Genomic DNA, 14,017 nt, shown 5'->3' with positions numbered 1-14,017 from the left:
GAGGAGTGCCGTGTTTTCTAAAATACTAATCGCCAACCGCGGCGAGATTGCCCTGCGGATTATTCGTGCCTGCAAAGAAATGGGCGTTGCCACCGTTGCCGTCTTTTCCACTGCTGATCAAGACAGCCTCCATGTGAGTCTGGCCGATGAAAGTATTTGTATTGGACCGGCAGCTGTCTCTGACTCCTATCTGAATATTTCAGCGATCTTGTCGGCTGCCGTCTTAACCGGAGCCCAGGCCATTCATCCTGGCTATGGCCTACTTTCCGAGAACCCCAAGTTTGCCCGCCTGTGTAGCCAGTGCGGCATTGCTTTTATCGGTCCGTCTTGGGAAATCATCCAGAAAATGGGTGATAAAGACCAGGCGCGCGCCACCATGGCCGCCGCTGGAGTGCCAATTGTTCCCGGCAGCGATATTTTAAACGATCCCGCTCAGGCCCATCAAAAAGCCGATCAAATCGGCTATCCCCTACTCGTTAAAGCCCGGTCTGGTGGTGGTGGCAAGGGGATCCGGCTGGTCGAGCGATCTGAAGATTTTTTAAATGAATATTCACTGGCCAGGCAAGAAGCTCAAAATGCTTTTAATGACGATGGCGTTTATCTGGAAAAGTTTTTAAGTCGGGTCAAACATATCGAAATTCAATTGCTTTGCGATGCCCACCAGCACGTTGTTGCCCTGGGTGAGCGGGAATGCTCGATCCAACGAAAAAATCAGAAGTTGCTCGAAGAAAGCCCGTCACCATCGCTGACTCCGGAAATTCGCGAGGCTATGATGGCGGTTTCCCGCCAGGCAGCGCTGACGATTGGCTATGAAAATGCCGGCACGATTGAGTTTTTAATGGATACCCAGGGGCATTTTTATTTTATGGAAATGAACACCCGGCTGCAGGTCGAACACCCGATTACGGAAATGGTCACCGGGATCGATATTGTCAAATGGCAGATCCGGATTGCCGCTGGCCTGCCCCTGACCTTTGCTCAGGAAGATGTTCGGATTCAAGGCCATGCCATTGAGTGCCGGATCAACGCCGAAAATCCGCTCCTTGATTTTAGGCCAAACTGTGGGACAATTGGCTTTTTGCATGTTCCCGGCGGTCCCTGGGTTCGCTTTGATACCCTGCTTTATCAAGGCTATTCGATCCCCCCCTATTACGATTCGATGGTTGGTAAGCTGATCGTCCATTCTAAAACCCGTGAGCTGACGATCCGCAAGATGAAGGCCGCCTTATGCGAACTGGTGATTGAAGGCATCGACCACACCAGCCAGGTACAACTTGATATTCTTAGTCATCCCCTATTTATAAAGGGCGACTATTTTACAGATTTTATCGAAAATGAATTCAGCAAACCCACGACTGAATAGAAAAGGAGGTTTTAAATGCTAAATAAAGGTCTATTTAAAAAGCCCAAAAATGAACTGGAAGCCCAGCACCGTACTAAAAGGAAAACCGATCCGGCGATTCCCTCTGAACTGTGCCGGAGCTGTCCCTCCTGCAAGCAATTGAGCTTTTCTTCCGATTTAGAAAACAACTTCCACGTCTGTCCCAAATGTGGTCACCATTTTCGCATCAATGCCAGACAGCGGCTCAATATGATTGTTGATCCAGATAGCTTTGTCGAGCAGCACCATGACCTCTGCTCAACCAATCGACTGGAATTTCCCGGATACGATGAGAAGCTCGAACAAGCCACCCTCTTTAGTCACGAAAATGAAGGGGTCATCATTGGGACTGCAAAAATAGGCGATCATCAGGTAGCGCTCTTTGTAATGGAAGCGACCTTTATGATGGGGAGTATGGGTCAGGTGGTCGGTGAAAAGATCACCCTGATCTTTGAATATGCCCTTAAGCATGGTCTGCCAGTGATTGGCTATACTGTTTCTGGCGGAGCCCGGATGCAAGAAGGAATGCTGGCGCTGATGCAAATGGCAAAAACCAGCGGTGCGGTTAAACGCCACAGTGATGCCGGTTTATTTTACCTTGCGGTACTGACCGACCCGACTACCGGCGGTGTCACCGCCAGTTTTGCCATGGAAGGGGATATTATTCTGGCTGAACCGGAAGCCCTGATTGCCTTTGCCGGCCCTCGCGTGATTGAACAGACCATTCGTCAGCGTCTCCCAAAAGGCTTCCAGCGGGCTGAGTTTTTACTGGAAAAAGGCTTTGTCGATGCGATTGTCCCCCGCAGCATCCAAAAAGAAACGATTAAGCAGCTATTAACCCTGCATCAAATTCCCCAAGGCGGTGATCAAAATGGAAGCCTATAAACGGGTTGCACTAGCGCGAAAAAAGAACCGCCCGACCGGGCAGGACTTTATTGACAATCTCTTTACCGATTTTATTGAAGTCCACGGCGACCGCTGTTTCGGTGATGATCCCGCGATGATTACCGGCCTCGGGATGTTAATCGATATGCCGGTTACAATTATTGCTCAGGAACGCGGCAAAAACACCAAAACGCGGATTAAACGAAATTTCGGTTCTTCCCACCCGGAAGGTTACCGCAAAGCCCTGCGCCAGATGAAGCTGGCTGAAAAATTCAACCGCCCAATTGTCTGTCTGATTGATACCTCTGGTGCATTTTGCGGCATCGGTGCCGAAGAACGCGGTCAGGGTCAGGCGATTGCTAAAAATCTGATGGAAATGATGAGCCTAAAGGTGCCGATTTTGTCGGTGGTGATTGGCGAAGGTGGTAGTGGCGGTGCTCTGGCATTAGGTGTGGCTGATGAGGTCTGGATGCTGGAAAATGCCATTTATTCAGTAATCTCGCCCGAGGGCTGCGCCAGTATTCTCTGGAAAGATGCCGCCAAAACAAAAGAAGCCGCACGGTGCCTGAAACTGACTGCCCAGGATTTGCTGGAACTCGAGGTCATCGATAAGATTATTTCTGAAAATCATCGTGATTTTAAGAATGTCTATCGCGAACTAAAAATTGGTCTGTATAAATGCTTTCAAAATAACCAGGCGCTGGATACAGATCAATTGACCCAAAACCGTTATCAACGCTTTCGCAAGTTTGGTGCGATTGAAAGCCTGACTGAATAATGCTCATTACCCCCAAAAGAAAGCTAAAAAGCAGATAACTACCCGTAGTGCTGCTTTTTTTTTATTTACCCGGGAATAAATTAATGATATTATGAGTCATCAGTAGAAATTTGTGAAATTCAGAAAAGGAGATGATGCCATGACTGGAGATAGAATTAAATGCGAACTTGTTTATAGTAAAATGTTAACCGCTGTTGAAGACATCATGTTAGAAGAGTTTGAGTTACCGGAGGGCTGTATTGATATCGGGATTTTTACCACCCAATACGATGGCGTCGGCTACTGTGCTGCCGATGAAGCGACCAAAGCTTCAAACGTCGACGTTGTCTACATTAAAACCCTTTACGGCGCCGGCGCCGGACTCAATGACGGCCAGGTTTTTGGGGTTATTACCGGACCGACTGTTTCTGATGTTGAAAGCGGCTTACGCTATATCCGCGACTATGCTGAAAATAAAGCCAGTATCTACAGTGTTAATGCTGATGACAGCAACCTGATTTATGCCCAACTGGTTCCTAAAATCGGCAAATATTTTTCGAAAACCTATGGTCTGCCAATTGGATCATCGATTGCCTTCCTGTTTGCTCCCGCCCTTGAAGGAGTTGTCGGGATTGATGAGGCCTTAACAGTTGCTGATGTTGAAGTGGTAAAATTCTTTGGCCCGCCGACCAACTCAAATCTGAGTGGGGCGATCCTGACTGGTACCCAATCCAATTGTCGAACCGCTTGCGAGGCCTTTAAAAACGCCATTATCAGCTGTGTCGAAGATCCGGTTGATTATTGATTCATTCATATTTGCTAGCGGTGTCAACACTCAATTTAAGCCATGTTTTCATTCAACAAATTGGACGAAAAGTCGGTCGAAATTATTTTTACACGCTAACCCTATATAATCAGAAATTAAAAAGAACCGTCACGTGACGGTTCTTTTTGGTTTACAGGTATGATTTCGTGATTTTAATAATAATACATGGATTGCATCATCGACGCAACAATGGCCATGACAATGCCGGAGAATATGATCGACAGCACGATGCCGATTGCCATAAAGATTAATGTCGCCCAGGCAAAGTGTTTTTTGGTGGTGCTGGTTTTGGAATCAACACTCCAAATAATCAGCATGACAAGATTAACAACGGGTATGTAAAGCAGTAACAGGGTCAACATCCAGTCGCCCAGGGTCATCGGAACTTCGCCATTTTCAGTGGCCTGAGCCCGCGGCGATGCCTGAGACTGCGGCGGAACCTGATAATCTGATGAGGTCTGCGCCGGTTCGGGGATCGTTGTTGTGACGGTTTCCGGGACCAGCATTTCTTCCTCGACAATGCCATCAGCAATGATTTCATCCTCGACAATTTCATGGGATAAGACTTCTTCATTGGAAATTTCCTCAGGTATTTCGTTTCCAGAAACCTCATGAGAAAGGTTTTCGTTGTCGAAAACACCGGCGGTGAAATCTTCTACTTCACTAGCATTTTCCTTTAACACATTACCACAATTACCACAAACTGCATCATCTGCACCGATACCGGCATAACATTTGGGACAATACTTTGCCATTGCGCTCACATCCTTTTTATTTTATTTTATCATAAAAACAGGATGATTTCAAAATATAATTTAGGACACAACTTCAATTTTCTTAATAACCTGATCTTGGCGCGGTTTGTCAGATCGATCGCGGTCAACAGCAACGATGGCATCAGCCGTTTCGATTCCCGAAATCACCTTGCCGAAGGCGGCATATTGGCCGTCTAAAAATGGGGCATCATCGACCATGATAAAAAATTGTGAACCGGCAGAATCCGGCATTCCCGAACGCGCCATCGAAATGACACCTTTAACATGCTTTAAGTCATTGACGACACCGTTGCCTGAGAATTCGCCTTTAATGGTGTGTCCTGGACCACCCATGCCACTACCCTGGGGGCATCCGCCTTGAATCATAAAACCAGGGATCACCCGATGAAAGATTAATCCGTTATAGAAACCATCATTGACTAAGCTTAAAAAGTTTTCTACGGTGATTGGGGCAACTTCCGGATAGAGTTCCACTTCGATAGTCTGGCCATTTTCCATTTCAATTTTGACGATTGGATTTGCTGTTTCTGACATTATTTCCTCCAAATTTTTGTTATAATTTTACTTATTAATTTTTGCTTCAATGTAGTATACACTAAATGAAATAAAATGAAAAGAGCTTGGCCAGAGTCTTAAGTTTTTTGATGTTTGTAGGTTTAAACCGCGTAGCGATATTCGCCGGTGGCTGGATCCTGATCGTAAAAGTCGGCATAACTCAGGCTAAAGAGATCTTTGTTTTTAGCAGAAAGATCGATTTTATTTTTAATCAAGTATTGCCAGAAGCCGCTACCGCCGATATTGCCCTGGAAAATGACCCCCTCGACGACGCCATTTTTGATGACTAATTTTTGGTAATTATTGCGGTCTTCGCGGATCAAAATCTGACACTTTTCTTCGGGTTCAGGGTTGATGTTTCCCAGCGAAAGGGTGGTCAGGCCAAAGAAATTAATGGTATTCTTAAGGGCATAACGATCTTGATACAAGAGTTTTTCGCCGAGCATGTTAATTGCGGCAATCCGTCCCTGTTTCATGGCATTGGGCCAGATTCCGGCCATTCCGGTGACATCGCCGGCGGCATAAATATGGTCGATATTGGTCTTGAGGTCATCGCCAACTAAAATGGCATGGTTGGTCGCAATCCCCGATCCCTCGGTAAAGTTAAAGGCCGGTCGGACGCCGGCGGCAATAACAATCAGATCAGCAGCAACCGCTTTGCCGCTGGCCAGATGGATGGTTCTTCCCCGTCCGACCGCATCGACATCAACTGAAACGACCTTATCCGCTAAAATAAAGGCAGCACCGTGTTCTTCAAACAGTTGCTGGTAGGCATCGGCCGATTTTTGGTCAAGCTGCAAACTCATCACTGCTGCGGTCATTTCAATCACGGTTACCTTTAAACCGCGCTCAAGCAGCGCCACCGCAGCGTCCATCCCGACCAGGCCGGCACCGATAACCACGGCATCCTTGGCGGTATTGCATTCGCGATCGAGTAGCTGGGCATCTTTTAAGTCCCGAAAGCCATAGACGTTTTTTGACTCCCGGAGTCCCGGGATCGGTGGGATAAAGTAAGACGCCCCGGAGGCAATTAACAGCTTGTCATAGGAAATATCCTGATTGTCATGGGTTTTCACCGTCTTGTTCTGGGCATCCAGGCCAATCACAGTGGTGTTATTAAGCCAGCTTATCCCACTGCTTTCAAAGAAGTCATCAGCGATAAAACTGATCCCCTGGGCATCCCGCTGATGACCTAAAAATTTATGGAGCATACAACGGGAGTGGACGCGGTCTTCTTGAGCATTAGCGCCGTGTTTTCGACGATATGAATATAACAGCCCGAACCGGCGGAAACAGCCCGCAGTAAGTTTCTGGCAACGATCGTATCGGCAGTGGCACCGCAGACCCCTTTTGGTCCGTCCGGGGTGATTCGACATGGTCCGTTAGAACAGAGCCGGCAGCAGATTCCCTGCAGCCCGAAACCACATTTGACACTTTGTCCTTCCATCCGATGATGGTATGTCTCGACACTGAGCTTGGAAATAAAGGTTTCCAGTTTTTGATCCGCACTTGCACAGGTTTGACAGCTAAAATTTGAATTCATTTGTTACCCTCCAGTAATTAATGCCTTGATATTGGCAGCTGATTTATGTTCAATAGTTTCTAAAAAAGATTCATTCCTATTAAAACCATGTCTCAATTATAGAGTCGCAATAAATATTTGTCATGAATGATTCCTGATAAATATTTACCATTTGGTATTTTTCAAAAAATAAAAAGTCTGACACCGAGGCATCAGACTTTAGCGCTGTTAAAATTGTAAATTTTCTGGTAGACTTAGAAGCCTTCAATAATTTTGTTCAGGCGAAAATAGATAGCTCCATCCGATTTAAGGAGACATCTTCAGGTAGTTTATGCTTAAAATAATCAGCCAGTAAAACTTCCAGTTCAGGGTCAAAATAATCGCAAATACCGTTATTTTCCTTGTTGTATATATGCACGTGAAACTTGGTGTTGGAGTCAAAACGCATCACTTCCTGATTATCCTTTAGTTTCAAAATCAGGCCTTTTTCAGAGAAGGTTTCTAGGATATTATAAATCGTTCCTACCGACATCACATATCCCTGATTTTCAAGGGCATCCATTAGCATATCGGCACTCGGATGGGATGTCATTTCTGATAATACTTTCAAAACACTGATTCGTTGTGGGGTCGCTTTTAATCCGACACTACGGATCATATCTGTAAATAATTGAATTTGTTTATTTTTCATGATTAAGAATAACTCCTAATTAATAATTTAATTATTAAATTATAGTACGTTATGATTGTTTTGTCAAACGACTTTTGATGCTTTTGTCATTTAATCGATTAAAAAAGTACCTGGTATCTGATTATCTGAAACTAACTCCAAGTTACTATAAATAATTTGGATCTCAGATAATAAATTACGAGGTACTTCTCATACTAAGCTATTTGGATGCGTCTTCATTTAGTCATCCACGAATCTACTGCCGCATCGATTTCGGAAGATTGTAGGGTCTGTTTTTTAAAGCTAGAAATCCATCTGCGATGATTTCATCGCCAACCATTTCTTCAGCAAAAAACTCATCATCTGTTGTCAACATTCGCTTTTCTACGGTTGGATACATTTCTCGACCCTGATCCAAGAGACCCTTTGATAAACTTTCAACTTCAAAGCCTTTTTCCATTTCACTGCTGAATAACTTATCACCGATAATTTCGTCATCGACCATTTCACCGGTCAATACTTCATCATTTGCTGTCAGACGTCTTGTTTCTCTGGCTGGCCTCATTTCCCGGCCACCATCTAAAAATTCTCTGGGAAAAGCTCTGCTTTTGGGCATTTCCCCTTCACGGAATTCATCAGCGATCTTCATATTAACAACGATTCCCGCTGTTATTACCATGCCACAAAACCTGCATTCGGTATCGTCAAATCTCAAAATGTAAGTACATCTAGGACAATACTTTGGCATTTTACTCACTTCCTTCCACTTGTATTTTATCATAAATTCACAACTTTTACAAAGCAAATAAAGATTGAAAATCCAGTTAATGATAAAATAAAGCTTTCGTTAAGCAATGTAAACAGGCTGTTACAGATATTCCCATTCTGCAACAGCCTGCGCATTTGTTTGATCCCGGTAGCTCATCATTCTTCTCCATATAAGGCTTGAATGATATTTTTTGCTGGTTTACTGATGACTTCATAATAAATTTCATTTCCCGTCCGAAATCCCTTAACAATGCCAGCATTTTTTAATTTTGACAGATGTTGTGAAACCCCTGATTGAGAAACTTCCAGACACTCCTCCATGTAAGAAACGTTACATCGCCCCTTTGCAATTAAACCTTTTGTAATGCAAAGTCGCACGGGGTGTCCCAGTGCTTTAAGAATATCAGCCGTAATCTCGTGATCTTTTAAATCCATTTCCATGTTTATTTCTCCTTGGTTAATATTTAGATCTGCTCATTATTGTTGATCAATCAAAAATAATAAACAATTAAAGACCGGTGTTTATAAGACATTTTAAGCAACTTCTACAGAATTTTGATTAACTTAATCATTTTAAAATCTGTTTATCGGTTTAAAAATTGAAATTTGCTTGGTTTCTTGATTTATTAAAAAGATATTTCTTCATTACAAGCGCTTTGCTTGCTAATCAACTACACATTAACACATTCTAATACATTAATCAAGGGGATAGTTTTGCTATTTTGTCAAATCAGTACAACAAATACAAGATAGATAACACAAAAATATCCAGATGGATCAACTGGATATTTTGTAGGTAAATTAATTTAGTAGTATCCAAATGTTGTTTTAAATGAACTAATAATTAGTGTTTATTCTCCAGTATTTTATAGAGTAATCGATAAAGGGTAATGGCTTCCTCTTGTGTGATGGCCAGGCATTCCTTGATTTTCTCAGGAATCTGACTGGCGGGCTCTTTCAGTGACTCGCCTTCCGTGGTTAGCTTGATGATCACATTGCGTTCGTCATTTAAATCCCGTTTTCGCTCAATTAACCCGACTGACTCCAACCGTTTTAGCAAGGGCGTCAGGGTCCCTGAATCCAGATATAAATAATCACCTAGTGTTTTAACATTGATGGTGTGATGTTCCCATAGTACCATCATGACAATATATTGGGTATAGGTCAACCCGATTTCTTCTAGATATGGTTTATAGCGCTTAACCACCTCTTTGGCGCTGGCATAAAGCGGAAAACACAATTGGTTTTCTAATTTCAGTTGTTGATCATCCAAGTCAATCACTCCTTTGAAAAATTGGTATAACTATTATACCTTACAATATCATTGCCGGCAATTTTTCAGCAGGAAGATTATTCACTCAATAAATTCTTGATATCATTCTCGAGATTTTCAGGCACATCAGTCGGTGCAAACCGTTTGATTACTTCACCCTTCTGATTAATCAAAAACTTAGTGAAATTCCATTTTATGTTAGAACCCAACATCCCCCCCTGTTCTTTTTTGAGGTAGGTAAACAGCGGGTCAGCATTGTCGCCATTGACATCAATTTTATGAAAAATCTTAAAGGTCACCCCAAACCGAGTCTCACAAAAACTTTTTATCTCATCATCCGTTCCGGGTGCCTGGTTGGCAAATTGATTACAGGGAAAGTCAAGAATTTCAAATCCTTGATCCTGATATTTGTCATAAAGATTCTGAAGACCCTCGTATTGTGGGGTCAGACCACATCCGGTGGCGGTATTGACGATCAATAAAACCTTGCCTTCGTATTCTTTCATGGATACATCGATGCCGCTTGCATCTTTAACTATAAATTCATATAAACTCATTTCGTATCTCCTTCGCGTTATTAGATTGCATGCAATTATTATATACCACAATTTAATATCGTCAAGGTTTTTTTATATTTTGCAGATTCCGATTAATTTTACACGATCCCATCTGTGACGCTCCGGATATTACGCAAGCCATTATTTATTTCTTCCCGCGAACAGACATGGACACTAGTGGGCAGGTAATTCAAAAACTCCTTGAATACCGTCACAATTCCAATTTCTTGAACCGTTAGTTTCATCCTGCTTGATCCAGCTTCGTTGATTAAAATAAATTCCAGTTCTTCCTCTTCTGCCGCATTGACCAGATATCGGATCGATAAACTTTTGGGACAGGGAATCAGACCATCTCTGAGAATAAAGATTCCTGATTTTTGGTCAGTCCCATCTTGTGATGGCGATGCGGTTGCCGGATTGGCTTCGTTAGCCCTATTTCGCGAATCAAGGAGAACTTCAAGCTGGTCAAATGCCATATATTTTTCGTTAATGTCATTTTTTTTAACTTTCTCAAAGATTGGCAGTGGTGCGTCTGAACTTAAAAAAGCTTCCTTTTTGACAAATGATGCGCATTTACTGAGAATCGATTGCGATTTCCTGCGATAATAATCGATGATCTCCTGATCCTCATAAATTATCGCACTTTCAAAATCCCGATCAATCGTAATGACATGTTTAGAAGTAATGAAATAATTTGGAACAATGATACTGATATCGTCATATATTTTAGTGCCGGTGTAAAAATAATAGGGCTGATAATCGATACTTTCAAGACTTTTTAATAACAATACCCGTTTCAAAATATCAAGGTTATTGCCTAACTTCTTTTTATTCACTAAAGGGATGATATTTTGAATTTTTCCACCCTGCTTTTGTCTGCTGATACGCATGATCAATTCATAGAGGAAATAATGCTTGAAATTTATTGACATCATAACATGTCCCGCTTCCCGTCGACCCATTTCTTCGAGAAAGCAACTGCGGACGATTCCTTCAATTTTAATCTGCCCCTTGATAATTTGGGCTTTTTCTGAGACCAGTTGATTTTTTACCAGATACTCCTCAGCTTCCAACCAATTTTTCTCCTGATTGGTCTGATTACAGATTTCTGCATAAAGAGAAAAAATATCCTGACTGTTTTTCATCACCTCCTGATCATCATATTCACTCTCATAAAGGCCATATAATAGCTTTTTTTTATCCTTGGACAGGTTTAGTGCAGACATGATTTTTCGCAGATCCTCCAAATTAAGCTTGCGTTTACCGGACAAAAAATGTTGAAAGGTCGATCGATCAATACCAATCTCTTTGGCAATTGAAAAATTAGTCATATTTTTTTCTTTGATTAAATCTTTTAAGGCAGTACCAATTTCCTGGCTCATTTTAAAACCTCTCTTGTGATGCGACAGTCTGGTTGAGAAGAAGCTCAGATTAATCCAGTTCATCCTCTTATATTCATAGTTGCTATCATTTTAACCGAAAGATGCAGAATAATCAATATCTATCTTGTCATTATGCGCATTAATTTGTTAGGCTAGATATTTTTTTCGTAAAAAAAGCGTCCGTTGGTCTAGAGCCAACGGACCCTTTTTAGATCAATAGTAATTCAACAGCTCTCAGTGACAGGCGAGCCAGATCATGCTAGTCTTTGTGGGTGAGTAGTAAGAGAGTTCTCTCTAAATGTAATCGAGTTCTTTTTGTCTTTCTAGTTGTCTTAAGGCCGTCCTGATGATGTCTTCGGTATTATCGGTCACATCATATTTGGTATAGAAACCAAAAGAAACGGATAATTTTATCGATTGGACTTTGACCTCATCCATATTCTTTTTAAATCGCTCGAGTGCCCGTTCAACTTTTGCACCTTCAGTTCGTGGCATCAGCACCACAAATTCATCACCCTCGTAGCGGGCGACCACATCGTCTCCGCGAACGCCATACTTGAGGACTTGAACCGCTTTTCGCATTAAAATATCGCCGACGGCATGGCCATATTCACTATTGATTTTAGACATACCATTAATATTCATAAAAATTATCGACAGCGGATAATATTGCTCTTCATCCATTTGCTTTAATTCTTTTTCATAGAATCGACGATTATATACCCCAGTTAACTGATCATAAAATGAAAGTGACTCCAAATTCTGATCGAGGCTGTTTTTTTCTTTTAGCATATCTTTGATAAAATTCTTGTTTTCGGTCACATCTTGAATAAAGCAAACAATTCCGATAATTTCGCCATTGCTCTTTTTGATTGGTGCCCAATGATTTTTTCCCACTACCACATTTTCATGCTCGCCTTGATACTCTTCAAGTGATGAAAATTGTTCACCAGCCAAAACCCGATCGAAAAAACCCTTGAGATTTTCACGTTCCTCATAATTATCGATGATATCCAGGATTTTTGTACCAATCTTGATATCAGCCCCCCATTGTTCCTTGGCCATGGCTTTATGGCGATTATTATAACTCAGGTAACGGTATTCCCGATCCAGTCCAAAAACCAGAAAATCATGGGAGGATTCGAGAATGGTCTTTAGCAGACTATTTGCCAGTTCCAGCTTTTCAGTTAAAGCCAGGACAGCCTCTTCAAACGACTGTTCTTCAAGTTTTTTTCGATTATCTTCATTTATTGTATCAATATTAACTACGCTCATATTTTTACTCACTAAGCCTCAACCTCCAAAATTATTTAAATCTTAGATTCAATCAATTTTTATCCCATCTGATCAGGGTATGTCTTATAATTGTAACATTTCCATGTGTTAGATTCTACTTTTTTCTGTAATATTTTTTTATCGCTGACCAATCGAGAATGTTTTTATTTTAAGGCTTTACCCGGTCACCATCACCAGAGCTTGACGCCATCGGGAAATCCCACTGAAAACCCAGGTTGCTTGAGTATTTTCTTGTTGGTTAGTTTTATCTCTGTTAATGCATCACAACCAAAGAAAGCATATTCCCCCAATGTTTCTAATTCTTTAGGCAAGTGAATTTCGCTCAGACTTCGACAATTATAAAAACAAGAGATGCCAATGTGTTTGATCTGGTCGGGAAGAATAATCTTCTCGAGCTTCTGACAATCTTTAAATACATGACTGCCGAGTATTTCAAGCTGACAGTTTACTTGAAATTGAAGCCTTTCCAGTGCGCGGCAACCAAGAAATGCGGCTTCTTCAATTTCAATTAATGAATCCGGAATCGCCAGATCGGTGATTGAGAGACACCCTTCAAAGGCAGAGGTTCCGATCACTTCCAGCACCGTGCAGTTATTGAGATTTAAATTGTTCAGTTTTTCACAGCCATAAAAGGCAAAATCTTCAATTGTTTTAAGGGTGCTCGGAAAAATGACAGTCTCCAATTGGGTGCATTTATAAAACATACTTCGCTTAATGACATCAACGCCTTCAGGGATGTGAACCAGTTTTATTTCATTGTCGTGACGGTAGCCATGGTTTGCCGCCATCATAAATTCGCCAGCATCTTTAAAATTTAGTTCGTGCTGTTGGGTATCAATATTAATCAGCTCAGGATCGTTGCCAAAGCTAGCATTCATTTTTTCGAGGATATCATTTTTCTCTTTGAGCGCCTGTGATGCCATCAATAATTCATGCTTTATCGTATCAAGTCCTTCTCCCCGTGGGAGTGGTTGCGGGTTCGGCTTGTCCTGGTCTGGCGCCGCTGCTACCGACTCTATGCTGCTAGCATGGCTCAGCTCGTCACTTAGAGTTTGCAGTTCCTCTTGGGAGATCGTTATTTTTTCTGTCAGTGTCTGTAATTCTGTTTCAGCCCTGACCGTATTCAATTTAACCGCCTGCAACTGGTTTCGGGAAAGCTCAAGCTCGAGGTGTGTATTATCCAACTCTTTTCGTAAATCGACTAGCTTGGCCGCAGCTGTTTCTATTTCAGCGGTAATTTGAGTCAATTGCGGACGATCAGCAACTTCTTTTGAAAGCGCGCTCAAGTCATCGGCGGCTACTTGGTGATTGGGTTTTTGTTCAAATATAATTAAATAAAAATCCTCATCCTGAGCCGTTGATGACTTCC

Annotated in this window: 15 protein-coding genes and 1 pseudogene; 4 read left to right on the top strand and 12 right to left on the bottom strand. The window is 42.1% G+C overall.

What is annotated here, in order from left to right:
* Positions 1 to 10: 10 nt before the first annotated feature.
* From accC to eutL, 4 genes are all read left to right on the top strand, one after another.
* Positions 11 to 1,363, top strand: coding sequence for an acetyl-CoA carboxylase biotin carboxylase subunit (gene accC, locus QZ998_RS11520; RefSeq protein ID WP_296560746.1), 1,353 nt, complete (start codon positions 11 to 13; stop codon positions 1,361 to 1,363).
* A gap of 15 nt (positions 1,364 to 1,378) precedes the next feature.
* Positions 1,379 to 2,266, top strand: coding sequence for an acetyl-CoA carboxylase, carboxyltransferase subunit beta (gene accD / locus QZ998_RS11515; RefSeq protein ID WP_296560745.1), 888 nt, complete (start codon positions 1,379 to 1,381; stop codon positions 2,264 to 2,266).
* The gene (locus tag QZ998_RS11510; protein WP_296560744.1) at positions 2,253 to 3,044 is read left to right on the top strand and encodes an acetyl-CoA carboxylase carboxyltransferase subunit alpha; all 792 of its coding nucleotides are present in this window, start codon (positions 2,253 to 2,255) and stop codon (positions 3,042 to 3,044) included. Before accD ends, QZ998_RS11510 begins: the two co-directional genes overlap by 14 nt.
* A 139-nt stretch (positions 3,045 to 3,183) precedes the next feature.
* Entirely contained in the window at positions 3,184 to 3,828 is a 645-nt protein-coding gene (gene eutL, locus QZ998_RS11505; RefSeq protein ID WP_296560743.1) for an ethanolamine utilization microcompartment protein EutL, read from the top strand.
* Positions 3,829 to 4,001: 173 nt separating this feature from the next.
* Here eutL and QZ998_RS11500 read toward each other — a convergent pair whose 3' ends face one another.
* The 12 genes and pseudogenes from QZ998_RS11500 to QZ998_RS11445 all read right to left on the bottom strand — a co-directional run.
* Positions 4,002 to 4,604, bottom strand: a complete 603-nt coding sequence (locus QZ998_RS11500; RefSeq protein WP_296560742.1) for a hypothetical protein — start codon at positions 4,602 to 4,604, stop codon at positions 4,002 to 4,004.
* A gap of 60 nt (positions 4,605 to 4,664) precedes the next feature.
* Complete coding sequence (locus tag QZ998_RS11495) at positions 4,665 to 5,159, bottom strand: peptidylprolyl isomerase (RefSeq protein WP_296560741.1); 495 nt, start codon at positions 5,157 to 5,159, stop codon at positions 4,665 to 4,667.
* 122 nt (positions 5,160 to 5,281) lie between these two features.
* A complete protein-coding gene (locus tag QZ998_RS11490) occupies positions 5,282 to 6,391 on the bottom strand; it encodes an FAD-dependent oxidoreductase (RefSeq protein ID WP_296560740.1) in 1,110 nt (369 codons plus the stop codon).
* Positions 6,392 to 6,426: 35 nt separating this feature from the next.
* Positions 6,427 to 6,723 (bottom strand): annotated as a pseudogene (locus QZ998_RS11485) (carbon monoxide dehydrogenase); the annotation flags it as partial.
* Positions 6,724 to 6,979: 256 nt separating this feature from the next.
* The gene (locus QZ998_RS11480) at positions 6,980 to 7,393 is read right to left on the bottom strand and encodes a transcriptional repressor (protein ID WP_296560739.1); all 414 of its coding nucleotides are present in this window, start codon (positions 7,391 to 7,393) and stop codon (positions 6,980 to 6,982) included.
* Between the two features lie 235 nt (positions 7,394 to 7,628).
* Positions 7,629 to 8,051, bottom strand: coding sequence for a hypothetical protein (locus tag QZ998_RS11475; RefSeq protein WP_296560738.1), 423 nt, complete (start codon positions 8,049 to 8,051; stop codon positions 7,629 to 7,631).
* Positions 8,052 to 8,296: 245 nt separating this feature from the next.
* Entirely contained in the window at positions 8,297 to 8,581 is a 285-nt protein-coding gene (locus QZ998_RS11470) for a metalloregulator ArsR/SmtB family transcription factor (protein WP_296560737.1), read from the bottom strand.
* Between the two features lie 403 nt (positions 8,582 to 8,984).
* Positions 8,985 to 9,413, bottom strand: coding sequence for a MarR family transcriptional regulator (locus tag QZ998_RS11465; RefSeq protein ID WP_296560736.1), 429 nt, complete (start codon positions 9,411 to 9,413; stop codon positions 8,985 to 8,987).
* A gap of 77 nt (positions 9,414 to 9,490) precedes the next feature.
* Complete coding sequence (locus QZ998_RS11460) at positions 9,491 to 9,970, bottom strand: glutathione peroxidase (RefSeq protein WP_296560735.1); 480 nt, start codon at positions 9,968 to 9,970, stop codon at positions 9,491 to 9,493.
* A gap of 98 nt (positions 9,971 to 10,068) precedes the next feature.
* Positions 10,069 to 11,352, bottom strand: coding sequence for a helix-turn-helix transcriptional regulator (locus QZ998_RS11455; RefSeq protein ID WP_296560734.1), 1,284 nt, complete (start codon positions 11,350 to 11,352; stop codon positions 10,069 to 10,071).
* Positions 11,353 to 11,646: 294 nt separating this feature from the next.
* The gene (locus tag QZ998_RS11450; RefSeq protein ID WP_296560733.1) at positions 11,647 to 12,639 is read right to left on the bottom strand and encodes a diguanylate cyclase; all 993 of its coding nucleotides are present in this window, start codon (positions 12,637 to 12,639) and stop codon (positions 11,647 to 11,649) included.
* Positions 12,640 to 12,818: 179 nt separating this feature from the next.
* The coding region (locus QZ998_RS11445) for a leucine-rich repeat protein (protein WP_296560732.1) at positions 12,819 to 14,017 on the bottom strand (1,199 nt) is incomplete at its 5' end.

Source organism: uncultured Acetobacterium sp. (genome assembly GCF_927416815.1).
Lineage (GTDB): Bacteria > Bacillota > Clostridia > Eubacteriales > Eubacteriaceae > Acetobacterium.
The sequence above is the reverse complement of the archived record's forward strand: the minus strand, read 5'-3'. Positions and strand labels throughout refer to the sequence as shown.